Genomic DNA, 26,951 nt, shown 5'->3' with positions numbered 1-26,951 from the left:
TTATTAACGGTTGATAATAATTCTCGATTGTATAGATGGTATTGATTCTCATCAACAACAAAGCGTTAAAAGAGGCGGGCCATCCCTTCCATGGGAAAGGCGTCAGCCCTGACGCATGCGCAGGGTCACCAGGACGGTTTCCAGGCGCGGTACCGGAACGTTCAGGCGATGGGCAATGGCGACCACATTGCCGAGGATGGCGTCCAGCTCGATGGGGCGGTCGTTGAGGTAATCCAGCGCCATACTGTTTTTATAGGCCGGCATTTTGCGGGTGCCGGCGATGTTGCTGTCAGGCAGTTGTGGCGGCAACGGATGGCCGTCGGCTTCGGCCACCGCCATGACCTCCGCCATCAGGTCACGGATCAGCTGTTCACCCCCCGGAGTGTCCAGAATGGTGTAGGTGTCGGCACCGTTGGCGAGCACCGACAGCGGGTTGAAGGGCGTGTTCCAGACGCACTTGAGCCAGCGTTCGCCCACCACCTGTTCGGTGAGCTTGATGTCGATGCCGCCTTCCACGAACAGATCCCGCAGCCGCGAACAATGTTCGTCGATGCCTTCCGGGAAACGCCCCATGACCAGGCGGCCGTAGGCGTTGTGTTTGATCTGGCCCGGCGCCACCCGGCTGACCGCGATGAACGCCAGACAGCTGATGATCGGGTTATTGGGGAAGGCCTCGGCCAGTTCCCGCTCGATATCCAGGCCGTTCTGAATCAACACGATGCCGGTGCCCTCCCCCAACCACGGGCGGATCAGCGCGGCGCGGTCCGAGTCCGGCAGTACCTTGGTGGCGAGGATCACATAGTCCGGTTTGCTGTCGGCCTGATCGCCGTCCCGATACAGGTGATCCGGTCGCCAGGAAATATCTCCGAGCGGGCTCTCGAACTGAAAGCCACCGTCCCGGATGGCATCGTACTCGGAACGCACCACGGCGCTTACGGTACAGCCGGCGCGCTTGAGAATGGCGCCGTAGAAGCTGCCGATGGCACCGGCGCCGATGATCAGAACATGGGGTTGTTGGTTCATTGTGAGGTCTCCGTGCGTTTAAGGCGCTGTCCGCGCGACATCCACGCGAGCGGCCACAGCGCCAGAATGAACAGCGACGCCGTAATTAAAAAAGCGTCGTCAAAACCGACTTCGAAAGCGTGGGGATGGCCCGCTTCCGGGTGAGCATGCCAGTGACGGTCACTGAAAAATTGTACGCAGATGGCACTCAGGTTCACGCCCAGAGCGCCTCCGATCTGGCGAGCGAAATTCACCACCCCGGACCCCTGCGGGATCATCTCCGGCGGCAGCAGTGACAGTGATCCGGTATTCACTGGCGGCATCATCAATCCCAGCGCCACTCGGCCCAGGGCGACCCAGAACATCAGCCAAACCACGCTGGTGCCGATATCCGCCGCCCTTAGCAACAGCAGACTCACCGGCATCAACAGCAGCCCGGTGGTGATCATCACCGCTCCTGGCAGGCGGTCGGAAAGATGACCGGACAAAGGGAAAATGATCGCCATGGCGATACCGGCGGGAATCAATATAAAGCCCGCGTCCGTGGCCGTCATGCCCTGCACCTGCTGGAAGTACAGCGGCATCAGGTAAGTGGTGCCGAACACGCCGGCGCCCATCACCATGGCGACAAAAAAACCGCCGGCGAAACCGGGATAACGGAACACGCGCGGATCGAACAGCGGGTAAGGATGGCGAAGCTGCCAGGCGGCGAATAGACCCATGATCAGCGGCCCGCCGATCAGGGCGGTGAGCAACACCGGATCATCCAAACCGCGCCGGGCCAGCCCCGCCAACGCCCATAATAACGCGGTCAGTCCGACACCAAGCAGGATTATGCCCAACCAGTCCAGGCGGTGGTTACGGGCGTGAGCGGTGCCGGGTAAAAAACGCGAGGCCATGAATAGCGCCAGCGAACAACTGGGCAGCACGGCGAAGAACACCGCCCGCCAGGACAGCGTGTCCACCAGGATACCGCCAAGCGCCGGCGCCACCGCCGGCCCCAGCACCACGCCCATGCCGTAGATGCCCATGGCCTGCCCGCGCTTGTTCCAGGGGAACACCTGGAAGATGGTGACCAGGGCATGGGGTTGTATCAGACCGGCCATGACGCCCTGCACCGCCCGTACCGCCACCAGGATTGCGAAGTTCTGACTGAATCCGCCTACCACCGACGCCATGATGAAGATCACCATGGCGCAGATGAAAGTACGGCGGGAACCAAAACGGGCCAGACACCAGGCGTTCACCAACATACCGACGGTCATGGCGGCAAGAAAAGCGGTGGCCAGCCAGTGCACCTGATCCTGGCCGAGCTGAAATTCGCCCATGATCGCCGGCACCGCCACATTGATGATGGTGGAGGTCAGTACCATGGACAAAGTGCCCAGCATGACGGTGGCGGTGGCCAGCCAGCGATAGCGGGGACCATGACGTTCGAAAAGCTGTTCTATAGTGGGCATAAATCCGCTAGCACGCTGACACGCAACACGCTGACACGCGAAAAGGCGCGCTCCAGAAAAGGCTTGTGGGCGCCCCACCTTGCCGAGCAGTGAGACGTTTCCGAGCCCGCTTTCGCTGCAAGTATGGCGTGCAGGCGTGTTTGCGTGCCGGCAACTCCGCGATCAGCGAGTCGGGTCTTCACCCACCTGAATCAGCAGCTTGCCACGGTTCTTGCCCTGCAGCAGGCCCTGGAACGCGGATACCGTGTTTTCCAGACCTTCGACCACATCTTCCTGATACTTCACCTTGCCTTCGCGAATCCAGGCGCTCATGTCGCGCTGGAAGTCGGCGGCACGGTGGATGTAATCGAACTGGATGAAGCCCTTGAGCAGCAGCCGCTTGACCAGAATCTTGCCCATGAACGCGGGCAGGCGATCCGGTCCCGGCGGCAGGCCGGTGTCATTGTAGTGGGCGATACGGCCGCAAACCGGGATCCGGGCGAAATCATTGACCAGCCCCATCACCGCGTCGAACACCTTGCCACCAACGTTTTCAAAATAAACGTCAATGCCATTGGGGCACGCTTCGGCCAATTGCTTCTCGAAGTCATCGTCCTTGTAGTTGACGCAGGCGTCGAAGCCGTAAGCCTCGACTACCTGGCGACACTTGTCCTCGGCACCAGCCACGCCGACCACCCGACACCCTTTCATCTTGGCGATCTGGCCCACCACCTGCCCCACCGCTCCGGCGGCGGCGGACACCACCACGGTTTCGCCTTGCTGCGGCTTGCCAATCTCTTCCAAGCCCGCGTAGGCGGTGAAACCCGGCATGCCCAGCACGCCCACGGCGGTGCTGATCGGCGCCTGCGCCGGATCCAGCTTGCGCAGTGCCTTGCCCTGCTCCACGGAGTACTCCTGCCAACCGCCGCGGCCGAGCACGTAGTCACCCTGGTTGAAATCCGGATGGCGGGATTCCACCACCTGCCCCACGGTGCCCCCTTCCATCACCGCGCCTTCCTCGACGCTGGCGGCATAGGACTTGGCCGCGCTCATGCGGCCACGCATGTACGGATCCAGGGACAGATAAATGGTGCGCACCAGTACCTGGCCGTCACCACACTCCGGCACGGCGCCTTCCTGCAGGACCAGGTTGGATTCGTCCGGCATGCCTTCCGGACGCTTGGCGAGAATGATCTGGCGATTCACGGTCATACAAATTCTCCCGAATTTTATTATTTAATCAATTGATAGTGGATAGGTAACGTTGGGGTATTCGCTTGCAGGCAAGCTCCCACAGGGGGCTTAACTGTTCACTATTAACTGAAAAAAAGGCGGCCTCTCGGCCGCCCTTTTTTGTTACTCCACGTCCAGCAGGCTTTCCAGCCGGCCGAAGTGGTATTCGCTGTCGCCCAGGTGATGGTCGATCATCACGATGCGCTTGGCGTAGTGGGAGATGGGGGTTTCTTCCATCATGCCCATGCCGCCGAACAGCTGGATCGCTTCCTCCGCCACGCGACGGCCGGATTTGCCGACCTGCGCCTTGGCCGCGGCCAAACGCTTGTCACGCAGTTCACGTGACTCGTTCAGGCTGCAGGCGGCCAGCATGGTGATGGAACGCACTTTTTCCAGTTCCATGCGCATTTCCACCATGCGGTGTTGCAGCGCCTGGAATTTACCGATCGGCACGCCGAACTGCTGGCGTTCCTTGATGTATTCCAGGGTCTGGTCACAGGCCACTTCCATGGCGCCGGAAGCTTCCGCGCACAGCGCCACCAGACCCAGTGCCAGAGAATCTTCCAGGGCGTCAATGGCCTGGCCTTCCGCGCCCAGCAGCGCGTCGGCACCGACTTTCACGTCCTTGAGGACAACTTCGGCGGCACGCAGGCCATCGATGGTCGGGTAACCGCGACGGCTGACGCCAGCGGCGTTGCCATCCACCAGGAAGGCGCTGAGGCCCTCACGATCGTCCTCGGCACCGGCGGTACGGGCGATGACCACCAGTTGGTCGGCGCTGTCACCGTTAATGACCACGGCTTTCTCGCCGTTCAGGACATACCCTTCGCCGTCTTTCTTGGCGCTGGTGGTGACGCGGTTGTGCTCGTAGCGGCCATTCGGCTCATACAGCGCCAGGGACAGGCGGGTTTCACCGCCGATGATCGCCGGAACCAGAGCTTCTTTCTGCTGGTCGCTGCCGAGCTTGTCCACCAGGGTGCCGCACAGCACCACGGTGGCCAGGTACGGTTCCACCACCAGACCACGGCCGAAGCCTTCCGCCACCACCATCAGTTCCGCGCCGCCGCCGTTGAAGCCGCCGGCTTCCTCGGAGAACGGTACGCCCAACAGGCCCAGCTCGGCGAACTGTTGCCAGACGTCGGCGCTGAATCCCTGCTCGGATTCCAGGCTCTTGTTACGGACCTCGAAGGTATAGGTATCACGTACCAGGCGACCGACGGTCTCTTCGAGCATGCGCTGCTCGTCGCTAAGTTTGAAATCCATGATCGCCTCCTTACAGACCGAGAATCATCTTGGAGATGATGTTCTTCTGAATTTCGTTGGAGCCCCCGAAAATGGAGAGCTTACGGAAGTTGAAGTAGCGGGCGGATACCGAAGCGGCAAACTCCGGACCGACATAGTTACCGTCGAAATCATCGTGCAGCGCTTCGTTGAGGAACGGCAGCGCGTAAGGACCGGCGGCGGTGCGGAACAGGTGAGTGATTTCCTGACGCAGCTCGGTGCCCATGATTTTCAGGAAGGAACTTTCCGCCCCCGGTACCCCACCGGCCTCGGCGGCGGCCACGGTACGCAGGTTGGTCATTTCCAAGGACATCAATTCCATTTCCACATCGGCCAGACGGCGGCGGAAATGCGGGTCTTCGATCAGCGGACGGCCGTTGCTGATCTGCTGAGCGGCCACTTGCTTGAGATGTGCCAGGGCCGCCTTGGACTGGCCGACGCCGGCGATGCCGGTACGTTCGAAGGTCAGCAGGTACTTGGCGCAGGTCCAGCCCTTGTTCTCTTCGCCAACCAGATTTTCAACCGGCACTTTGACGTCGTCGAAGAACACTTCGTTCACTTCGTGCTCGCCGTCCAGAGTGATCAGCGGGCGCACGGTGATGCCGGGGGTGTTCATGTCGATCAGCAGGAAGGAGATGCCTTCCTGTTTCTTCGCGTCCGGGTCGGTGCGCACCAGACAGAAGATCATGTCGGCGTGCTGCCCCAGGGTGGTCCAGGTCTTCTGGCCATTGACCACGTAGTGATCGCCCTCGCGCACGGCGCGGGTTTTCAGGCTGGCCAGGTCGGAACCGGCGCCCGGCTCGGAGTAACCCTGACACCACCAGTCCTCGCTCTTGAGAATGCGCGGCAGGTAGTAGTCCTTCTGCTCCTGGGTACCGAATTTGATGATCACCGGAGCGACCATGTTGACGCCGAACGGCAGCACGGTGGGGGCGCCGGCCTCGGCACATTCTTCCTCGAAGATGTGCTTCTGGATCGGGCTCCAGCCGGTACCGCCATGCTCTTTCGGCCAGTGCAGGGCCAGCCAGCCCTGTTCGTTGAGAATCTTCTGCCAGCGGACAGTGTCTTCCTTGCCAAGGCGTTTGTGTTCCTTGACCTTGCGGGAAATATCCTCGGGCAACTTGTCTTTCAGGAAGGCGCGGACCTCGTCGCGGAAAGCGGCTTCCTCAGCGGTAAAGTTAATATCCATAACGTCCTCTCGTTGTTCTCGCAACGACACTGACATCGCGGCCCCGCGTTCCAGGGGCCGCGATTTTCATTGTCTGCTTCAGCTGTAGAAGCCCTTGCCTTCTTTGGCCAGTTTCTCCAGCAGCGGCGCGGGTTTCCAAACGTCATCGCCGGTTTCCTGGTGGAACTGGCTGACTTTGTCGTAGATCGCCTTCAGGCCCACCTGGTCCGCCCAGAACAGCACCCCGCCACGGTAAACCGGGAAGCCGTAGCCGTAGATCCAGATCACATCCACGTCCAGCGGACGGGCGGCGATGCCTTCTTCCAGGATTTTGGCGCCTTCGTTCACCATCACGTACATGCAGCGCTCGAGGATTTCCTGATCCGTCACCTCACGGGTGGCGATGCCATTTTCCTCACGGAACTTGGCGATGATCTTGTCCACCTCGGCGGACGGCACGGGGGTGCGGTCGCCTTCTTTATAATCAAACACGCCAGCCTGGGTTTTCTGGCCCATACGGCCGTTTTCCACCAGCTCGTCGGTCCAGTTACGCGCCGGCGCGTTTTCCGGGTTTTCCTTGCGCAGCTCTTCACGGATGCGGTAACCCACATCCATGCCGGCCAGGTCGGACATGGCGAATGGGCCCATGGGGAAGCCCAGGTCGAACAGTACCTTGTCCACTTGCGCCGGGTTGGCGCCTTCGTTGACCAGTTGCACCGCTTCCGCCTGACGCTTGTGCAGCATGCGGTTGCCGACGAAGCCGTGGCAGACACCGACCAGGACGCCGACTTTGCCGATGCGGCGGCTCAGGTCCATCACGGTGGCGATGACGTCGTCCGCGGTTTTCTCGCCACGCACGTTCTCCAGCAGCTTCATCACGTTGGCCGGGCTGAAGAAGTGCATGCCGATTACGTCCTGCGGACGTTTGGTGAAGCTGGCGATGCGGTCGACGTCCAGGGTGGAGGTGTTGGTGGCGAGGATGGCGCCGGGTTTGCAGACCCGATCCAGTTCCTTGAACACCGCTTCCTTCACGTCCATGTTCTCGAACACGGCTTCGATCACCACGTCCACATCACCGAGGTCGTCGTAGCTCAGGGTCGGCTGGATCAGCGCCATGCGCTGCTCCACCTGTTCCTGGGTCAGACGGCCTTTCTTGGCGGTGTTTTCGTAGTTCTTGCGGATGATGGCGATGCCCTTTTCCAGGGCCTCTTCCTTCACTTCCAGAATCTTCACCGGAATGCCGGCGTTGGCGAAGTTCATGGCGATGCCGCCGCCCATGGTGCCGGCACCGATCACGGCGGCGCTGTTGACTTCACGCTTGGGAGTGTCCTTGGGCAGGCCGGGCACCTTGGCCACTTCGCGCTCGGCGAAGAATACATGGCGCTGCGCCGCGGACTCGGAGCTGACCAGCAGTTCGCCGAACAGCTCGCGCTCACGCTTCATGCCGTCTTCGAACGGCAGTTCCACCGCCGCCTGCACCGCCTTGATGCAGTGGAACGGGGCTTTGAAACCACGTTGTTTGCGGGCGATGGATTTCTCGTAGCTGGCGAACAGATCGGCTTCCTCGGTCTGTACGTCCAGATCGCGAATGCGACGCAGCGGCGCTTTGTCGGCAACCAGTTTGCGGGCATAGGCCAGAGCGCCTTCCAGCAGGTCACCGCTGACCACGTCATCAACAATACCCATTTGCAGGGCGTTTTTGGCTTTGACCGGGTTGCCGCCGACGATCATGTCGAGGGCAGCCTTGGCGCCCACCAGGCGCGGCAGACGCTGGGTGCCACCGGCGCCGGGCAGCAGGCCCAGCTTCACTTCCGGCAGACCCACCTTGGCGGAATCCAGAGCGACACGATAGTCACAGCCCAGAGCCACTTCCAGACCGCCACCCAGAGCGGTGCCGTGGATGGCCGCGATCACCAGCTTCTCGCTGCTTTCGTATTCGTTGATCACATCGGGCAGCGCCGGGCCAGCCGGCGGCTTGCCGAATTCACGGATGTCGGCGCCGGCGGGGAAGGTACGGCCTTCACCAATCACCACCAGGGCTTTGGCCTGATCATCCGCCAGCCCTTCCCGCAGACAGCTCTGCAGGCCCTCGCGCACCCCTTGTCCCAGGGCGTTCACCGGGGGGTAATTAACACTGATAACGCCGATTTCGCCTTCACGGCGGTAGCTGACAACCTCGCTCATGGTTCCTCCTTACCTAAAGGTTGGCCTCCGTGTTTAACGACGAGCGTCACGGAAACCATGGGAATACGGGCGCGGGATAGATCCCGGGGGGGTCCCAGTATAAGAAAACCCGGCCCATTATCAATTATTTCGGAATATCATTTCATTTATCGGACCAAGGCTTGGAAGCGGATGATTCCGAGTCGCCGGTCCCAGTCAATACCATTCCGTTTGAATACCATACCCCCAACCCATGCCATGGCACAGAGCCAACCACGCCATGGGTATAGGCCGGAAACGACAAGGGCACCCATAGGGTGCCCTTGAAGAAACGGCCTAGGAAAAACTACTGACTCAAAACATCAGACAGGCGACGCAGCACCACTTTGCCATCGACGACCTGGGCCAATTGCACATCGGTCTCCAGAGCGCCATTTTCGGAAATGCCGTTCACGTCGTAGGGGTTGTACTCGGCCGAAATCTTTTCCAACGCGGCCGGCATGGCGGCGCGGATCTTGGCCGGATCATCGACGGAACCCGCTTCCTGCATGGCTTGCGCCAGCATATGCATGGCGAAGTAGTTGTAAGCGGTTTCGGAGGTGGCCACGTTTTTGTGGTTCTGCTGGTACTTCTCGACGAACTTGCGCGCCCCTTCGATTTCGGAACTGCCCAGCGGCGTTACGCCCACGGAACCTTCCACCGCCTGCAAACCACCGGCCACTTTCGCCACTTCATCGATCTTGGCCTGGTCCATCAGGATGAAGCTGCCCTTGAAGCCCAGCTCACGGGCCTGACGCACCACCAGACCGGTAGGCTCGGAGGCGCCCCCGATGAACAGCACGTCCGGCTTGGCCGCCAGCACCTTGCTCACACCGGTGTAGAAGTCGGCGGACTTGTTGTAGTCCATCGGGTTGTCGGCGACCACTTCACCGCCCATGGCTTCCCACTTCGGTACGAACGCCTTGGTCCAGTACTTGGCGTAGTCGTGAGTGGCGTTGGCCACCGCCACTTTCTTGCCGGACGTTTCCATGGCCATTTTGGAGAACGGCTCGATGTAGTCGGTGAAGGACGGCGGAATCTTCACGGTCAGCTTGTTGCCCTTCTCGGTCACGGACGGGATCGAGGTGTAGGACATGACAATGAAGCCGTCACGCTGGTTAAATGCCTGCAACGCGAAGGTGCCGCCGGAATGCGGGGTGAATACCGCCGGGGTTTTGTATTGCTGCACCAGACGCTTGCCGTTCACCGCCGCCTGGCTCGGGGAATATTTGTCGTCCAGGGAAACGATGTTGACTTCGTAGCTTTCACCACCGACTTTCACGCCACCGGCGGCATTGATTTCCTCGGCCGCCATGCGCAGGCCTTCCAGCGTATTCTCACCGTACAGCGCCGCGCCGCCGCTGAGCGGACCGGTAAAGCCGATGTTGACTTCGGCGGCGTTGACGGCCCCCATACCCATAACCAGAGCACTGGCGGTGGCCAGGCGAACAAACGTTTTCTTCAGTTTCATTACTTCACTCCCATTTTTTGTAGGGATCACCATTGTTGTAGTACATCACGCTAACGTACGTTGACGATCATAAAGCACCGAGCAGAGGCCGCCAGGGGCCGCTAATCGGATTGTGATCAGGCACCGATATAGGCTTTACGCACCGCCTCGTTACCAAGCATGGCATCGCGGTCCCCTTCCATCACCAGGCGACCGTTCTCGATCACATAGGCACGGGTGGCGATCTTCAGCGCGGCAAAGGCGTTCTGCTCCGCCAACAACACCGTGGTGCCCGCGCGATTGATGGTCTGGATGGTCTCGAACATCTGCTTGACCACCAGTGGCGCCAGTCCCAGGGACGGTTCGTCCAGCAGCATCAGTTTCGGACGCCCCATCAGGGCCCGGCCGATCGCCACCATCTGTTGCTGGCCGCCGCTGAGCGATCCCGCCGCCTGATTTTTCTTCTCTTCCAGGATCGGGAACATCTCCAGCACCTGGTCCAGGGTCTTCTTGATGCCGGCCTTGTCACGGCGATGCACGTAAGCGCCCAGCACCAGGTTCTTCATCACCGACATTTCCGGGAACAGCTTGCGGCCTTCCGGACACTGCACCACGCCGGCTTGCACCAGAGCGGACGGTCGCCGTCCGGTCACGTCCTCGCCGTTCAGGGTGATGCTGCCGGCGGAGGGCTTCAGCAGACCGCTGATGGTATTGAACAAGGTGGTCTTGCCGGCGCCATTGGCCCCCAGCAGCACCACCAGTTCACCCTGCCCCACGGTCATGGAGACCTTATCCAGGGCCTTGAAGCTATCGTACTTGGCGTCGACGTTTTCAAGCTTCAACATCTTGTTCACTCCCCAGGTAAGCCTCGATGACCACCGGATCGTTCTTGATCTGCTCCGGGGTTCCCTCGGCGATCTTCTCGCCGTGGTCCAGCACCATGATCTTGTCCGCGAGGCTCATGATCATATCCATCTTGTGCTCGATCAGGCAGACGGTGATGCCGTGCTTGACCATCTTGCGAATCAGGTCGGCCAGATTCTCCGTCTCCTCGGGATTGATACCGCCGGCCGGTTCATCCAGCAGCACCAGTTCCGGATCGGTGGCCATGGCCAGAGCGAAGGCCACGCGCTTGCGCTCTTCCTGGCTGATATCGGCGATGTAGCGATGGCCGATATGGGACAGCCCGACGAAGTCCAGCACCTCGGCGGCGCGGGAGCGGCACTTCTTCTCCTCGTCACGCAGACGCTTGGAGTTGATGATCACGTCCCACAGGCGCGACTGGGTGCGCAGCCGGTGACCGACGATCAGGTTGTCCAGCACGGTGGACTGATCGAACAGCATGGTGGTCTGGAAAGTCCGCGCCACGCCGAGACGGGCAATCCGGTCCGGCGCCATGCCAGTGATGTCCATGCCCTGGTATTCGATCTTGCCTTCGCTGGGCGGCATCGCTCCGGCCACCAGATTGAAGAAAGTACTTTTACCGGCCCCGTTGGGGCCGATGATGGCGTTCACTTGATTGGCGGGAAATTCCACGCTGACGTTATTGACCGCCGCCAGGCCGCCGAAACGCTTGGTCAGATTACTGATCTTAAGCATTGTTGCCGGCCTCCTGTTTGTCCGCGTTGGGCGTGCTGGGAGTATTGACAGTGGTTTGGGATTTCCCGTCCTGGCCCTGTTGAGACGCTTTATTGGCCAGGCGACGTCCGCGCCAGGTCAGGAAACCGCCGACGATACCGCGCGGGAAGAAGATCACCAGAATCACCAGCATCGGGCCGAAGATGATCATGCGGTACTCTTCCAGGGACTGCAGCATCTGCGTCAGCCAGGTGATTGCCAGGGTACCGAGCAGCGGCCCCATCAAGGTGCCAATGCCGCCTACCAGCAGGTAGGTGATCATGTCGAAGGTATGCACCACGTCCGCTTCCGCCGGGCCGATGAAACGCACCACACCAGCGTACAAGGCGCCGGCCGAAGCGGCGTAAACGGTGGACAGCACGAACGCCAGAACCTTGTTGCGCATCAGGTTGATGCCCAGCGATTGCGCCAGGTCGTCACTGATGCGGATGGCCAGGAAAGTCCGGCCCAACAGAGAACGGGAAAGGCGGCTCACCAGCCACACGGACAACACCAGGAACGCCAGCACCAGGTAGTAGAACGGCACGGTCTCGGTGAAATCCACCAAACCGAACCCTTCCGGCGGGGCAATGTTGATAATGCCGAGGGAACCGTGCGTGAGTTCTTCCCATTTCTCCAGCAGCAGGTAAATGATGAAGCCCACACACAACGTGAAGATGGCGAAGTAATGCTCCTTCAGACGCAGGGATACCACGCCGACCAGAAAACCGAAGATGGCGCCGGCCAGACCGGCGGCGATGAACGCCGGCCAGAACGCCCACTCGTGATCCACCGTCAGGATCGCCACCACATAGGCGCCGATGGCGAAGAAGCCGCCATGAGCCAGATTCAGCTGGCCGCAGTAACCGGTGATGATGTTCATACCGTAAACGGCGATGGCCCAGATAAAGGCCGTGGCCATCACGTAGATGTGGTACTCGTTGTCGGAGATCAGCGGAAACACCACCGCCAACACCAGCAAGGCCCATTTCAGCACCGGGCTGACCAGGAAATTCATCAGGCGATCCATTAGCGCACCCCCTTGGTGAACAGCCCGGTGGGTTTCACCGACAAAATCACCACCAGCAACGCGAAGGCGATGACGTCCTTGTACTCATTGGAGATGTAGAAACCGCCCAGGGCTTCGGCGAAACCGATGATCAGGCCACCGACGATGGCACCGGGAATGCTGCCCATACCGCCGAGAATAATGATCACGAAGGCTTTCATGATCAGCAGGTGCCCCATGGCCGGATAGACCAGGTTGATCGGTGCGAACAGGGTCGCGCCCACCGCCGCCAGCATGCCGGCGATGGCGAACGTCATCATCGCCACGCGGTTGGCGTCGATACCCACCAGGAAGGCGCCTTCCCGGTTTTGCGCCATGGCGATGATGGTGGCGCCGGTCATGGTCTTTTTCAGATACAGGTGCAAGGCGCCCATCAGGCCGAAGGCACCCGCGATGATCAACAGACGCTGGGCCGGAATGGTGAGACCGCCGAAATGCAGGATCTCGTTATAGGGCGTGGGCATGCGGCGGAAATCCGCGCCCCAGTACATCTGCACCACCGCCTCAAGAAACAACAGGATGCCGATGGCGGCGATCTTGTCGTGAATGGGCGGCGCATGACGCAGCGGGTGAAAGACGAGACGCTCACAAAGAACGGAAAGGAAGGCCACTACCGCACCGGCGGCGATCATCGCCAGCCAGTAGTTCAGCCCCAGGTCCACCATGGTGAAGTAAGCCACGTAGGCCCCCACCATATACAGCGCACCGTGGGCGAAATTGGGAACATGGAGAATGCCATAGACCAGGGTCAGGCCCAGGGCAATCAGGCCATATATGCTTCCCAGGGTCAGGCCATTGAGCACTTGCTGCAGAAACAAGTCCAAAACTGCGACTCCTTATAATAATAATGAAACGCGCCTTGTGTAGTTATCCAGTGACGCTCCACCGCCACCGTCCACTGCCACTCTCTACCGTCAAATGGCACGCTTCACTTTCTGGGTTGTTATGGTACGGACGCTCTCGCCGGCATACTTTCATGCACGATGGTGCATGAAGGCCAAGACGCTAACAGCACCTCACCGAAGCGTCAATATTCGGAATAGCATTTCGCAGTGCGAAAATAGCAACGACAATCCGTCACGGGAATTGCCGTTGCTCAAAGGATCAGGAAGTGCTTTCGCTCTTCGCCCATTCCTGTTCTTGCAGCGCCCGCCACATCACCTTGCCGGTGGGAGAACGAGGCAGCTCATCGCGGAATTCGACGATCTGCGGCACCTTGTAGGCGGCCATCTCATTCTTGCACCAGGTAATGATATCGTCCTCGCTGACGTTATCTTTATCCTTGGCGTTCAAAACCACACAGGCTTTCACCGTTTCACCACGACGCTCGTGCGGCGCGGAGATGATGCAGCACTCCTGAATGGCGGGATGGCGGTACATCAGACTTTCCACTTCGGCGGGCCAGACCTTGAAGCCGGACGCATTGATCATGCGTTTCACCCGGTCGACGATGAAGAAATAGCCTTCTTCGTCGTAGTACCCCATGTCTCCGGTACGGAAGAACGGCTTGCCGTCCAGTTCGATGAAGGCCTTCTCGGTTTCCTCCGGACGGTTCCAGTAACCCTGGAAAATCTGCGGGCCGTGGGAAATGATCTCCCCCACTTCCCCGACGCCCAGTTCCTTGCCGGTCTCCTGGTCGATGACGCGGGAATCCACGTCGAAGACCGGAATGCCAAGGCACTGTTTTTTTGGCTTCTCGGCGGGATTGATGTGGGTGGCGGCGATGGTCTCGGAGAGGCCATACCCTTCGATGTAGCGCAGGCCGGTGAGCTTGAACAGTTTGTCGGAGACCGCTTCCGGCATGGCCGCGCCACCACCGCCGATGTTCTGCAAGCTGGACAGATCGAAGGATTCCACCTCCGGATCGGACAGCAGATCGATGGCCATGGTGACGATGTTGGTCCAACTGGTGACCTGATAACGCTGAATCAGGGTGGCCGCGGTACGGCGATCCCAGCGGGTCATCAGCACGATGCAGGCACCGGTGTAGATGGGCGCGTTCATGGCGCCCTGCATGCCGGTGACATGGAAGTACGGCAAGGTGGAGAGGATGATGCCCTCACTGCCGCCGCCAGAGCGCCAGGCCACGCCATGCACACAGGTGGCCATCACCGACCGGTGGGTATGCATGCAGCCTTTGGGAGCGCCGGTGGTCCCGGAACTGTAGGGGAAAACGGCCAGATCATCCGGCCCCACCAGCAATTCTCCGGGGGTCTTGCCGGCGTCGATGGCGTCGCGCCAGGCGATCGCGCCTTCGGTTTGCAAAGGTTGCGCCGGCGCCCGTACTTCCGCGGGAAGGTCCAGATCGGTTTGCGGGTCGATATAGTCGCTGTAGGACGCCACGATGACATGACGCAGCTGACGGGTGCCGATCAGCGGCGCGATATTGGCGAACACTTCTTGTGCCGCCAGCGTCACCGTTGCCTGGGTATCCTCCAGGTAGTGTTCCAGTTCCGCCGTGCGGTTCATCGGGTTGATCGGCACGACGATGGCGTTGGCCCGCAGAATGGCGTAGTAACCGATGATGAATTGAGGAGCGTTCTGCATGTACAGCAGGACGCGGTCACCTTTGTCCACGCCCAATGTTTGCAGGTAGCCGGCCAGAGCGTCGACCTGGCGCTTCAGTTCCCGGTAGGTGATGGTATGGTCGTAATAAATGATGGCCGGTTTTTCCGGATAGCGCAGCGCGGAGACATCAAGATTGGTACAGAGGCTGGTTTCCGGAATGGTCAGGTGATGCGGCAGGTTTTCAGGCCAAACGGCAAAATGCCGATCAAACATGCTAACTCTCCCTACGATTCGACTGTGGCGATAAAGGCCACTTTTTTCTTGGGGCCCGCGTTATGGAGGCTGGTACCCGCTTGTTGTTGCTGCATATGGTGCTGCATAGGCAACAGGTGATACGACGAAACCGCCACTCCCGCCTGGGGCGGAAATGCTTCGGAAAACGTCGTTAACCTTCGGCGACCAAGGCCCTTTCGGACTCCGTGACCCGCCAAATGGAATAGCCGGAGAATCTGACACGCGCCCCGCGGGGCGTCAATACTATTTCGGAATATGGTTTCATATTTTCGGTGGTGAATGATCTGACGGGCCCCGCCAGGCAGTCAGCAGTGTGCACATCGCGGTCCGTGGATCACCGGTGTCCCATAATTTCAGGAGAGTCTGACTCTGGCTTGTGAATTCCCGCAATGCCATGACTTCAGAGAGGACTACGAAGCCGCTGTGGGAGCTTGCCTGCAAGCGAATCCAGGCGCCCGGAAGTCCATTCGCTTGCAGGCAAGCTCCCACAGCGGCTTCGTGGCCGGGGCAACTCGGCAATGGACAATCCGGGCTCAGTCCTGCCCGGCCAGTGGCCACTCTCCTTTCTCCCACAAGGCATCGGCCAGATCATCATCACAGCGGGAGGGGCGCAGCGGCATCACCGACACACGGCCATCACGCAGAGCCACCACGTCGGACTGCGGGTGATCGATGGAATCCGGATCGCGCTCGAAGGTCAGCCAGTGATAGGACAGATTGCGACCGTCACGTCCGGCCACCAACCGGGCGCGGCGGATACTGCCCGGCACCTGACGGGTGATGCGGTTACCCTTGATCCGCGCCAGTGGCAGATCGGGGAAGTTGAGGTTCCAGCAGCAATGCTCGGCGTGACGCTCCCATAATTGCCGGATCAGTCCCACCGCCAACTCGCTCACTGGTGCGTAGTTGATGGCATCCCGATCCAGAAACGCCTGGCTCAGCGCCACGCCGGGCAACCCCAGATGGGCCGCCGCCAGCACCGCGCCAACGGTACCGGAGTACATCACCGAGTCACTCAGATTGGCGCCACAGTTGACCCCGGACAGCACCAGATCCGGCGGCGTTTCCTCCAGCCACTCCGTCATGGCGAAAAGGACGCAATCCGCCGGCGTACCGGAAACGGCGTAGCGGCGCTCGCCGTGATGATATACCCGCAACGGGCTGTGCAGCGAAATACTCTGCCCCACCCCGCTTTGATCATGCTCCGGCGCCACCACCCAGACCTCCTCGGCCAGTTCCGCGGCGATTGCCTCGGCCACTTTCAGACCGGGGGCGTCGATGCCATCGTCGTTGGTAAGAAGGATACGTTGGAAGGGCTTCATGGTGGCTCCTGTATTGTCCGAATTCTTGTCTACCGTCCGCGCCGCCTATGCTGCCCGGTCGGAATGAAGCGATGATGACGCCCGAGGGGCTGTCATTAGCTGTTTATTGGTGAGTACGGGCGATTTGCCAGCCGCGCTCGGCCATCAGTCCGGCCCGCTTGCCGACTTCCAGCGCGTCACGATTGCTGGCGTTGCCCTGCAGCGCCCGGGCATAAACTCCCTGCAGGATCGCCGCGGTACGGAACAGCGCGAAGGCCAGGAACACCGGCCAGTCACTGATGCCATCGCGGCCACAACCGCGACAGTAACGTTCCAGCAATACATGCTCGTCGGGAATGCCGCGTTCGCTCAGATCCAGGCCGTCCAGACCGCGCACCCCCTGAATACCGTGGGGCAAATGATACGGCAGACAGAAGTAAGCCAGATCCGCCAGCGGATGGCCAATGGTGGCCAGTTCCCAGTCCAGCACCGCCACTACCTTGGGCTGGTCCGGCGCCAGCAGCAGATTGCCCATGCGGAAGTCACCGTGAGCAATGGCGGCACTGTCGTCCTCGGGAATGTGCTCCTCGAGCCAGTCGATCAGGTTGTCCATGGCCGGCAGCTCGTCGGTCTTGGAGGCCTGGTACTGAGCCCGCCAGCGTTTCACCTGACGCGCCACATACCCTTGAGGACGTCCAAAATCCTCCAAACCGGCGACCCTGTAGTCAACGCTGTGCAATTTGGCCAGAGTATCCACCATGGCCTCATAGACGGCACGGCGCTGTTGAGCAGTGGGCAGGCATTCCAGCAGCGGCTCGGAAAACACCCGACCGGGCACGAAATCCATGACGTAAAAGCTGGTGCCGATAACGTCATCGTCCTCGCAGAGAGCACGCATGGTCGGCACCGGCACATCGCTGTGTTCGCCCAATGCCTTCATTACCCGATATTCGCGGTCCACCTGATGCGCCGACGGCAACACCTTGCCCGGCGGCTTCTTGCGCAGAACGTAGCGGCGCTCGCCACTTTCCAGCAGATAGGTGGGATTGGACTGTCCGCCCTGGAACTGTTGCACCCGCAACGCTCCTGCCAGCAGCCCGGCCTGATCCAGATACCGGGACAGACGGGATTCATCGAAACGATGGGCCTCAAGGACCGGCACCAGTTCCGGTTGACCTTCCATATGGAACCTCAAAAATCGCTTAGCGTTTGCCTCTAACGCCGGTCGCGGTCCGCAAAAGCAAATGCGGCGCGCCCGCGGCCATCAACAAATGGTTTCGCCGCCGTCCGCCACGATGGTCTGGCCGGTCACGTAAGCGCTGCCGGCGCTGGACAGGAACAACGCCACCCCGGCGATATCCACCGGATCGCCGATACGGCGCACCGGTGTGCGTTCCTCGGCGCGCTGACGGCGAACCGGGTCTTCCACCAGAGCCTTGGCGAAATCGGTGCGCACCAGGCCCGGAGCAATGGCGTTGACACGAATATTCTTCGGCCCCCACTCCACCGCCAGGTTGCGGGCCAGAGCCGCTTCCGCCGCCTTGGACACTCCGTAGGTGCCAATCACGGTGTTGCCGCGCAGGCCGGCGATGCTGGAAATGATCACCACGTTACCACCGCCGTTCTCGGCCATGATCGGCAGTACCCGGTTGCACAGCCAGAAAGTACCCTTGACGTTGGTGTCGAGAATCTTGTCCCAGGCCTCGTCGCTGACTTCCGCGGTGGGGCCGTAAACCGGGTTGGTGGCGGCGTTACAGACCAGAATATCGATCTTGCCAAAGGCGGCCAGGGTTTCATCCACCAGGTTCATCAAATCATCCTTGCTGCCCACGTTACAGGGCACGGCGATGGCCTCGTGACCTTCCGCCTTGATCGCCTCGCACACTTCATGGCAAGGCTCCGGCTTGCGGCTGGAGATGACCACCTTGGCGCCAGCACGGGCCATTTCCTCGGCGATGGCTTTACCGATACCCCGGGTGGATCCGGTGATCAGAGCGACTTTTCCCGTGAGATCAAACAGTTTACTCATCATTATTCTCCTGTTCCGGTTTCTTCCGGTCACGACGGCGGCACCGGCAACCAACGAACGAGCCTGGTTCCGGGCGCGTATTGCGTTGCCGACGTGGCATTGATTTATCGGTTGATGCCCGGGCGGACCACGGCGATCGCCGCCAGCCCGGAGGGCATCCGGCACTGTCCGTGCGGGGGCAAAGAATGTGACATGACCCTTGGGTGGCGTCAATTATTTCAAAATCACGTTCCGAAATCAGAAATCAAAATCAGGAAGGAGAATCCGGACACCCGGAAATGGAGGGGCACGATGCCAGCGTGTTGAGATAGCAGTCCACATGATGGGCCGCTTCCTGTTCGAGATCAAAGGTCTCCGGGACCAGCAACCAGACATAAAGAAGGCCACACACTTGCACATGCAGCAAGGTCACGGCACGCTCGATGTTCAGACTTTCAGGCAGTTGCCCGCGCTCGATGGCGCGGCCAAGGATGATTCGCATGGATTTGGAGGCTTCCAGAAAGGATTCCTTCTGGCGGGTCATCAGAGGATCGGTTTCCACAGTAAATTCACATTTTTGGAATATGATCTCCAATACCCGCCGACGGCTCGGATCACGGACGGTTTCACAGAGCACGTAGATCAGGAATTCCCGCAACCGCCCCAGCGGATCCTTCTCTTCAGGGTGCTCCGCCCGCTGCGCCAGAGCCTCAAGCGGCAAACGCTTTCGCTCCAACATGGCGGCAAAAACATCATGTTTGTTTTTGAAGTGCCAATAAATGGCGCCACGAGTGAACCCCGCCGCGCCGGCGATGTCATTCAAGGAGGTCCTCGATACGCCTTTTTCATGAAAGACGCGCTCCGCCGCGTCGAGTATCTGCTCACGGGTCTCCTGAGCTTCCGCCTTGGTGCGCCTCATGGCCGGACTCCTGTGATCTCGCTGGAGGGAGAACTATACATACATCTACGAATGTATGTATACTCTTTTCGCTTTTGTGTAATTATCGGGTATCCGCGCTTTCTCGCCGTAACGGAAGCAACCAAAATTCATTGATTTTCATAGGAAACCGAGGTTTCTATGCGCGCACGATCGGTCCATTTTTCTGTCCTTTTCTTTTTTGCCCTCGCCCTGACCGCCTGCGGAAACGACACGCCTCAGCAGCAAGGTGCCGGCGGCGCGGCGCAGGTGGGTTACATCACGGTTAAACCGGAACCCTATACCGTCGTCAACGAACTACCCGGCCGCACCAGCCCCTATGAGGTGGCGGAGATTCGCCCTCAGGTGAGCGGCATTATCAAGGAACGTCTGTTCGATGAAGGCGCCGAAGTTGAGGCCGGGCAGGTGCTTTATCGCATCGACGATCGCCAGTTCAAGGCGGCATTGGCCAGCGCCCAGGCGGATCTGGCCAGCGCCCGTTCCACACTGGAGTCCAACCAGCTGCTGGCCGACCGCTATAAGACTCTGGTGGAGGCGAACGCGGTAAGCCGTCAGGAGTACGACAATGCCCGCGCCAGTCTGGGCACCAACAAAGCGCAGATCGCCGCCGCCCAGGCCGCGGTGGATACCGCTCGCCTGAACCTGGACTACGCCAGTGTCAAGGCGCCGATTTCCGGGCGCATCGGCCGTTCCAGCGTCACCGCCGGCGCTCTGGTCACCGCCAACCAGAGCGAGGCGCTGGCCACCATTCGCCAGTTGGATCCGATCTATGTGGACCTCACCCAGTCCGCCCGTGAGTTGCGTCAACTGCGCGTGGCCATGGAAAGCGGGCAGTTGGAACAGGTCGGCGAAGACAAGGCGCGCGTCACTCTGGTGTTGGAAGACGGCACCGAGTACGGCGAGAGCGGGACCCTGCAATTCTCCGAATACGCAGTGGATGAGAGCACCGGCTCGATCACCCTGCGCGCCCTGTTCCCCAATCCCGACGGCGACCTGCTGCCCGGTCTGTTCGTACGCGCCAAGCTGCCCCAGGGACAACGCGACAACGCCATCCTGGTGCCACAGAAAGCGGTCACCCGTGATCCGCAAGGCACCGCCAGTGCCATGGTCATCGGCGACAACAACACGGTGGAAAAACGTCAGGTGGAAACCGTGCGCACGGTGGGCAACCGCTGGTTAATCGGCGATGGCCTCGCCGCCGGCGACAAACTGATCGTCGACGGCCTGCAAAAGATCGGCCCCGGCATGCCGGTGGAAGGTGTGGACGTCGAGGCGCAAAAGCAGCAAGCGCAGCAAACCCAGGCCCAGGACAACGGCCCGAACAACGCCAACGCCGAGTAATCGGGGAGCAACATGGCCAATTTCTTTATTGATCGACCCATTTTCGCCTGGGTGATCGCCATCGTTCTGATGATGGCGGGCGCCCTGGCGATCAATACTTTGCCGGTGGAGCAGTACCCCACCGTGGCACCGCCGGAAGTTACCATCGAGGCCACCTACCCCGGGGCCTCGGCGAAAGCCGTGGAAGATTCGGTGACGCAGGTCATCGAGCAGCAGATGAACGGTATCGATAATCTGCTGTACATGTCCTCCACCAGTGATTCCTCCGGTAACGCGCAGATCATTCTGACCTTCGCCCCCGGTACCGATCCGGATATCGCCCAGGTCCAGGTGCAGAACAAACTGCAACTGGCCACCCCGCGCCTGCCCCAGGTGGTGCAGCAGCAGGGGGTGCAGGTGAGCAAGTCCTCCGACACCTTCCTGATGGTGGTGGCGTTCAACTCCAAATCCGGTGAACTGGACAACGCGGCCCTCGCCGACTATGTGGCGGCCAACATCCAGGATCCGATCAGCCGGGTGCAAGGTGTCGGTACCACCCAGTTGTTCGGCACCCAATACGCCATGCGCGTCTGGCTCGACTCCCAGAAGATGACCGAATTCGGTCTGACCGCGGCGGATGTCACCCAGGCGATCACGGTACAGAACAACCAGATCACCGGCGGCCAGATCGGCGGTAACCCGGCGGTGGAAGGCCAGCAGTTGAGCGCTTCCATCATCGTGCAGACCTTACTGCAAACCCCCGAGGAATTCGGGCGGATTCTGCTGCGCGTCAACGATGACGGCTCCCAGGTACGCCTCAAGGACGTCGCCAACATCGAGTTCGGCAAGGAAAGCTACGATATCACCGGGCGTTACAACGGCACCTCCGCCACCGGTCTGGGGATCAACCTGGCCACCGGCGCCAACGCCCTGGATACCGCCGAACGGGTGAAGTCCACACTCAACGATCTGAGCCAGTTCTTCCCCGAAGACATGCAAATGGATTTCCCCTACGACACCACGCCGTTCGTGGAAATTTCCATCATGGAGGTGGTGAAGACCCTGTTTGAAGGGATTCTGCTGGTGTTCCTGGTGATGTACCTGTTCCTGCAGAACTTCCGCGCCACGCTGATCCCCACCATCGCCGTGCCGGTGGTGCTGCTGGGGACCTTCGCGGTGCTGTTCGCCTTCGGCTTCTCGATCAATACCCTGACCATGTTCGGCATGGTACTGGCCATCGGTCTGTTGGTGGACGACGCCATCGTGGTGGTGGAAAACGTGGAACGGGTGATGGCGGAAGAGGGTTTGCCCCCTCGCGAAGCCACGCGCAAATCCATGGGCCAGATCACCGGCGCTCTGGTCGGTATCGCCCTGGTGCTGTCCGCGGTGTTCATTCCCATGGCGTTCTTCCCCGGCTCCACCGGCGCCATCTATCGTCAGTTCTCCATCACCATCGTTTCGGCCATGGTGTTGTCGGTACTGGTGGCCCTGATCCTGACACCGGCATTGTGCGCCAGCATGCTCAAGCAGCAGGACGCCTCCCATGAGGACAAGAAAGGCTTCTTCGGCTGGTTCAACCGCAACTTCGATCGTGCCAGCCATGGCTATCACAACAGGGTGGAAAAGATCCTCGGCCGCCGTGGCCGCTACCTGCTGATCTATGTGGCCGTGGTGGCGGTGCTGGCGTTCACCTTCACCCGCCTGCCCACCGCCTTCCTGCCGGAAGAGGACCAGGGCATCATGCTGGCGCAAGTACAGCTGCCGGTGGGTTCCACCCAGGAGCAGACCATCGAAGTATTGAAGAAGATGGAGTACTACTTCCTGGAGGAAGAAAAGGACGCGGTGCAATCCATCTTCACCGTGGCCGGCTTCAGCTTCGCCGGTCGTGGCCAGAACTCGGGGATCGCTTTCGTCCGTCTGCGGGATTGGGAGGATCGTGACCTCAGTACCGATGGCATCGACCAGATCATCGGTCGCGCCATGGGTTACTTCGGCGGGATTCGCGAGGCGATCATTTTTGCCTTGAACCCGCCGTCGATCCCCGCTCTCGGGGTGGCCAGCGGTTTCAACTTCCAGCTCCAGGACCGTGCCGGCCTGGGCCATGACGCGCTCAACCAGGCCATGGGCCAGTTGCTTGGTCAGGCCAACCAGGATCCGTCGATGGTACAGGTACGTTACAACGGCTTGCCCGACGCGCCGCAGTACAAGGTCGACGTGGATCACCTGAAGGCACAGTCCATGGGCGTCTCCATCGCCGACATCAACAACACCATGTCGGTGGCCTGGGGTTCCACCTATGTCAACGACTTCCTCGATCGCGGCCGGATCAAGCGGGTCTACGTCCAGGGCGACGCGGAAGACCGCATGCTGCCGGAGGACATCGGCACCTGGTACGTGCGCAACAGCAATAACCAGATGGTGCCCTTCTCCAGCTTCGCCACCGGCGACTGGCAGCACGGTCCGCAACAGCTGCAGCGTTATAATGGCGTCTCCTCGGTGAACATCCAGGGCAATGCCAATCCCGGTTTCAGTACCGGTGACGCCATGACCGCGCTGGAAGGTCTGGCGGCGGATCTGCCAGAGGGCTTCGGCTACGAATGGACCGGCCTGTCCTACCAGGAACGCCAGTCCGGCAACCAGGCACCGGCGTTGTACGCCCTTTCGTTGATCGTGGTGTTCCTGTGTCTCGCCGCCCTGTATGAGAGCTGGTCGATTCCGTTCGCGGTGATGCTGGTGGTGCCGCTGGGTGTGCTCGGCGCGGTCCTGTTCTCACTGGGCCGGGGCCTGGAAAATGACGTCTTCTTCCAGGTCGGCCTGCTCACTACCATCGGGTTGGCGGCGAAGAACGCGATTCTGATCGCCGAGTTCGCCAAGGATCTGGAAGATCAAGGTCACTCGTTGTGGAAAGCCACGCTGGAGGCCACACGCATGCGGCTGCGTCCGATCCTGATGACCTCCATGGCGTTCATGCTCGGGGTAACACCGCTGATGCTGAGCAGCGGCGCCGGCTCCGGTGCCCGTAACGCCATCGGTACCAGTGTGTTTGGCGGCATGTTCACCGCCACCGCCCTGGCCATTTTCTTCATTCCTTTGTTCTACGTGGTGGTTCGTAAACTGTCCGGCGTGCCGTTGAACGGCAAAGGTGACCGTAACGAGCCGTCCGAGGAGACCCGCGGATGACATTGAAACCCGCTTCCATGGCGCTGGCCGTTGCTCTGGCCTTGAGCGGCTGTACGCTGGCGCCCAGCTATGAACAGCCCCCGTCCCCGGTGCCGGATCAATTCCGTGAGGGCACCGACGCCACGCAGGTCACCCTGCCCGGCTGGCGGGATTTCTTCGCCGAACAGGAACTGCAGCAGCTGATCCAGACCGCCCTGGCCAACAACCGGGATCTGCGTCTGGCCATGCTGGATGTGGAAGAGTTGCGCGCCCAGTATCGGATTCAGCGTGCCGACCTGTTTCCCGATATCGGCCTCAACGGCACCGGCACCCGGCAACGGGTGCCCGGTGACCTGAACAACACCGGCGAGAGCCAGGTGCAGAGTCAGTATGGCGCCAACGTAGGCATCTCCGCCTACGAGCTGGATCTGTTCGGCCGGGTACGCAGCCTCAAGGATGCCGCCCTGCAGAATTATCTGGCCAGCGAGGAAGCCCAGCGCAGCGCCCACATCACTCTGGTGTCGGAAGTGGCCAACGCTTACCTGACGCTGGTGGCGGACCGCGAAAACCTGCGCATCAGCGAGGAAACCATGGAGGCCTACCGGGCCTCCCTGGATCTGACCCAGCGCCGCTTCGACCTGGGTGTCGGCTCCGAGCTGGAACTGCGTCAGGCGCAGACCGCGCTGGAAACCGCCCGCGCCAATCGTGCCCGCTTCGCCCGTCTGGTGGCCCAGGACCGTAACGCCCTGGCCACCCTGGTCGGCGCGCCGCTGCCGCCTCTGCCCAACGATAACCTGGAGGAATCCGGTCTGGTGGAATTATCGGAGGTGCCTTCCGGGCTGTCCTCCAATGTGTTGCTGGCACGTCCGGACATCATCCGCGCGGAACACTTGCTGCGGGCAGCCAACGCCAATATCGGCGCGGCCCGGGCGGCGTTCTTCCCAAGCATTTCCCTGACCGGCACCTTTGGTACCAGCAGTGCCGAACTGGACGGGTTGTTCGAGAGCGGCTCGCGCAGTTGGTCGTTCTCGCCGAGCATTTCCCTGCCGATCTTCACCGGCGGGCGCAACCGCGCCAGCCTGGACGTGGCGGAAGTGCGTCGGGACCAGAGCGTCGCCACCTATGAGCAAACCATCCAGACCGCCTTCCAGGAAGTCTCGGATGCGCTGGTGGCCCGTGAAACCCTGCTGGAACAGGAAATCGCCCAGCAGGCTCTGGTGGACGCCACTCGCCGCTCACTGGAACTGTCCCAGCAACGCTACGAGTTGGGCGCGGACGACTATCTCGCGGTACTGGACGCGCAACGCAGTCTGCTTACCGCCCGTCAGGAACTGGTGTCCATCACGCTCAGCAAGCTCGCCAATCAGATCACTCTGTATCGGGCCCTGGGCGGCGGCTGGCTGGAAGATCAGGCCACCGTGATCAATACCGCTCCGGAGCAGGAAGACAGCGACACCTCCGGCACGCAAGGTTGAGTGTACTTGCCCGGCGCGCATGCGCCGGGCTCCTCCTTTCTCCCTCCCCCTTCTCTCTTTGTTCTAGTTCCTGAACCCACACCAGCGCACGACTTTCGTGCCACCCAACTGGTCGCTCCGGTCTTACGACGCCTTCCCGACCAAAGCGGGATTCGCCGCCGCCCGTCCCTTTCCATACTGCCCGCTCCGAACGACGCGAAAAAACATGGAGCGAACCATGCACAACAACAAAAGACTGCCCCTTACCTGTGTCTTGCTGGCATCGCTTGCCAGTACCGGCGCCCAGGCGGAAATCAAACTCCACGACGATAATCAGACCACCTTCTCCACCGATGGCTACATCAACGCCTTCTACGTACACAACGACGTGGACCGCCCCGGTGACCAGTTCGACCGGCGCCAGTCCCGGGTGAAAATGGGATTTCTGCCCAACTGGCTCGGCTTCAATTTTTCCCGCCAGGCCGGCGACCTGAAACTCGGGGCCCGTTCCTCGTTCTGGGTCACCATCAACGACAGTGAAACCAACGGCACTGAAACCGGCATCGACGTGCGCCAGTTTTATGGCACCATCGACGGCGGTTGGGGTCAGGTGTTGATCGGTAAGGACTTTGGTCTGTTCGCGCGCTCCAATATTCTGCGCGACGAACTGTTGTCGGGTTTTGGCCAGGCCAGCGATACCCTCGGCCTGATGGACGGCAGCGGCGTGTCCTTTGGCAACATCGGCACCGGCTATCCCTACCCTTTCCCCAGCGCGCAGATCACTTACCGCAGTCCACAGCAACATGCCTTGAAAGTCGCCGTGGGTGTTCTCGATCCCTATGACAGCAACGAAGTGGGAGGCACCGGCAAGGCCTACCAATCGGCACCGCGTTTCGAAACCGAAGTAAGCTACCAGACCAGCCTCGGCGCCACCGAACTGTACGCCTGGGTTAATGGCGCCTACCAAACCTCGGAAAACACCGACGGTAGTGTCGAGGATGTGACCTCGCGGGGGCTGGGCTATGGGGTTCAGGCCAAACTCGGCGACACCTCCCTCACCGCTTCGGGCTTCAATGCCGAAGGCATGCACCCGCTGTTCTCGAACAACCTGGGCCAGGCCAACCTCAGGGAAATCGACAGTAAGGGGTACCTTGTGCAGATCGGCCAGCAGATCGACAAATTCCGTCTGGCTCTGTCTTATGGTCGTAGCGAGGACGACGGCAATCTGCTTGGCGGCGAAGCTGACTACGAAAACAAAGCCGTGCTGCTCAGTTACGCGGTCAATGACAATCTGAAACTGCTGGGGAACTTCAGCCGCTTCGAGATCGATGACAAACAGGCTGGCGAGATTGAATCCACCGACACCCTGGCAGTGGGTGCCACACTCTCCTGGTAGATCCGCCGAGCGGATCCATTCCACTGTGCCATTTGGCCGCCCCCGGGGCGGCCTTTTTTATGGTTCATCGCGGTTTAGAGGAAAACGGCCTTACCTTCCATCAGGGACAGCAG

At 60.6% G+C, this 26,951-nt stretch carries 20 protein-coding genes; 4 read left to right on the top strand and 16 right to left on the bottom strand.

Annotation, left to right across the window (positions count from 1 at the left end):
• Positions 1-102: 102 nt before the first annotated feature.
• From MA04_RS17355 to MA04_RS17280, 16 genes are all read right to left on the bottom strand, one after another.
• Positions 103-1,023, bottom strand: a complete 921-nt coding sequence (locus tag MA04_RS17355) for a ketopantoate reductase family protein (RefSeq protein ID WP_163121389.1) — start codon at positions 1,021-1,023, stop codon at positions 103-105.
• Positions 1,020-2,462, bottom strand: coding sequence for a DHA2 family efflux MFS transporter permease subunit (locus MA04_RS17350; RefSeq protein WP_262461811.1), 1,443 nt, complete (start codon positions 2,460-2,462; stop codon positions 1,020-1,022). Before MA04_RS17350 ends, MA04_RS17355 begins: the two co-directional genes overlap by 4 nt.
• Positions 2,463-2,624: 162 nt before the next feature.
• Positions 2,625-3,653, bottom strand: a complete 1,029-nt coding sequence (locus MA04_RS17345; protein ID WP_163121393.1) for an NADP-dependent oxidoreductase — start codon at positions 3,651-3,653, stop codon at positions 2,625-2,627.
• Between the two features lie 144 nt (positions 3,654-3,797).
• Positions 3,798-4,937, bottom strand: a complete 1,140-nt coding sequence (locus MA04_RS17340; protein WP_163121394.1) for an acyl-CoA dehydrogenase family protein — start codon at positions 4,935-4,937, stop codon at positions 3,798-3,800.
• A gap of 10 nt (positions 4,938-4,947) precedes the next feature.
• Positions 4,948-6,144, bottom strand: coding sequence for an acyl-CoA dehydrogenase family protein (locus MA04_RS17335; RefSeq protein WP_163121396.1), 1,197 nt, complete (start codon positions 6,142-6,144; stop codon positions 4,948-4,950).
• A 78-nt stretch (positions 6,145-6,222) separates the two neighbouring features.
• Entirely contained in the window at positions 6,223-8,307 is a 2,085-nt protein-coding gene (locus MA04_RS17330) for a 3-hydroxyacyl-CoA dehydrogenase NAD-binding domain-containing protein (RefSeq protein ID WP_262461808.1), read from the bottom strand.
• A 325-nt stretch (positions 8,308-8,632) separates the two neighbouring features.
• On the bottom strand, positions 8,633-9,796 hold the full coding sequence (locus MA04_RS17325) for an ABC transporter substrate-binding protein (protein ID WP_262461806.1): 1,164 nt from the start codon (positions 9,794-9,796) through the stop codon (positions 8,633-8,635).
• A 116-nt stretch (positions 9,797-9,912) separates the two neighbouring features.
• Complete coding sequence (locus MA04_RS17320) at positions 9,913-10,620, bottom strand: ABC transporter ATP-binding protein (protein WP_262461805.1); 708 nt, start codon at positions 10,618-10,620, stop codon at positions 9,913-9,915.
• Positions 10,607-11,374, bottom strand: a complete 768-nt coding sequence (locus tag MA04_RS17315; protein WP_022994064.1) for an ABC transporter ATP-binding protein — start codon at positions 11,372-11,374, stop codon at positions 10,607-10,609. The genes MA04_RS17320 and MA04_RS17315 overlap by 14 nt, the downstream gene beginning before the upstream one ends.
• Positions 11,367-12,422: a branched-chain amino acid ABC transporter permease gene (locus MA04_RS17310; RefSeq protein ID WP_262461802.1), complete on the bottom strand. Its 1,056-nt coding sequence runs from the start codon at positions 12,420-12,422 to the stop codon at positions 11,367-11,369. The genes MA04_RS17315 and MA04_RS17310 overlap by 8 nt, the downstream gene beginning before the upstream one ends.
• Positions 12,422-13,285 carry a branched-chain amino acid ABC transporter permease gene (locus MA04_RS17305; protein ID WP_262461800.1) on the bottom strand — a complete coding sequence of 288 codons (864 nt, stop codon included), beginning with the start codon at positions 13,283-13,285 and terminating at the stop codon, positions 12,422-12,424. Before MA04_RS17305 ends, MA04_RS17310 begins: the two co-directional genes overlap by 1 nt.
• Positions 13,286-13,565: 280 nt before the next feature.
• Positions 13,566-15,242 carry a long-chain fatty acid--CoA ligase gene (locus MA04_RS17300; RefSeq protein WP_262461798.1) on the bottom strand — a complete coding sequence of 559 codons (1,677 nt, stop codon included), beginning with the start codon at positions 15,240-15,242 and terminating at the stop codon, positions 13,566-13,568.
• A 554-nt stretch (positions 15,243-15,796) separates the two neighbouring features.
• Entirely contained in the window at positions 15,797-16,585 is a 789-nt protein-coding gene (surE, locus tag MA04_RS17295; RefSeq protein ID WP_262461796.1) for a 5'/3'-nucleotidase SurE, read from the bottom strand.
• A gap of 103 nt (positions 16,586-16,688) precedes the next feature.
• Positions 16,689-17,747, bottom strand: coding sequence for a phosphotransferase family protein (locus tag MA04_RS17290; RefSeq protein WP_262461795.1), 1,059 nt, complete (start codon positions 17,745-17,747; stop codon positions 16,689-16,691).
• An 81-nt stretch (positions 17,748-17,828) separates the two neighbouring features.
• Positions 17,829-18,596, bottom strand: coding sequence for an SDR family NAD(P)-dependent oxidoreductase (locus MA04_RS17285; protein ID WP_163121414.1), 768 nt, complete (start codon positions 18,594-18,596; stop codon positions 17,829-17,831).
• Between the two features lie 247 nt (positions 18,597-18,843).
• Complete coding sequence (locus MA04_RS17280) at positions 18,844-19,491, bottom strand: TetR family transcriptional regulator (RefSeq protein ID WP_262461791.1); 648 nt, start codon at positions 19,489-19,491, stop codon at positions 18,844-18,846.
• A gap of 159 nt (positions 19,492-19,650) precedes the next feature.
• Between MA04_RS17280 and MA04_RS17275 the strand changes: the two genes are divergently transcribed.
• The 4 genes from MA04_RS17275 (at position 19,651) to MA04_RS17260 (ending at position 26,838) form a co-directional block, all read left to right on the top strand.
• Complete coding sequence (locus MA04_RS17275) at positions 19,651-20,850, top strand: efflux RND transporter periplasmic adaptor subunit (protein ID WP_163121418.1); 1,200 nt, start codon at positions 19,651-19,653, stop codon at positions 20,848-20,850.
• A 12-nt stretch (positions 20,851-20,862) separates the two neighbouring features.
• Complete coding sequence (locus MA04_RS17270; RefSeq protein ID WP_163121420.1) at positions 20,863-24,009, top strand: efflux RND transporter permease subunit; 3,147 nt, start codon at positions 20,863-20,865, stop codon at positions 24,007-24,009.
• Positions 24,006-25,463 carry an efflux transporter outer membrane subunit gene (locus MA04_RS17265; RefSeq protein ID WP_163121422.1) on the top strand — a complete coding sequence of 486 codons (1,458 nt, stop codon included), beginning with the start codon at positions 24,006-24,008 and terminating at the stop codon, positions 25,461-25,463. The genes MA04_RS17270 and MA04_RS17265 overlap by 4 nt, the downstream gene beginning before the upstream one ends.
• A 217-nt stretch (positions 25,464-25,680) precedes the next feature.
• A complete protein-coding gene (locus tag MA04_RS17260; protein ID WP_262461789.1) occupies positions 25,681-26,838 on the top strand; it encodes a porin in 1,158 nt (385 codons plus the stop codon).
• Positions 26,839-26,951: the final 113 nt, after the last annotated feature.

Source organism: Alloalcanivorax balearicus MACL04 (assembly GCF_025532145.1).
Lineage (GTDB): Bacteria > Pseudomonadota > Gammaproteobacteria > Pseudomonadales > Alcanivoracaceae > Alloalcanivorax > Alloalcanivorax balearicus.
Note: the sequence above shows the minus strand (reverse complement) of the source record. Positions and strands in the feature narration are given on the sequence as shown.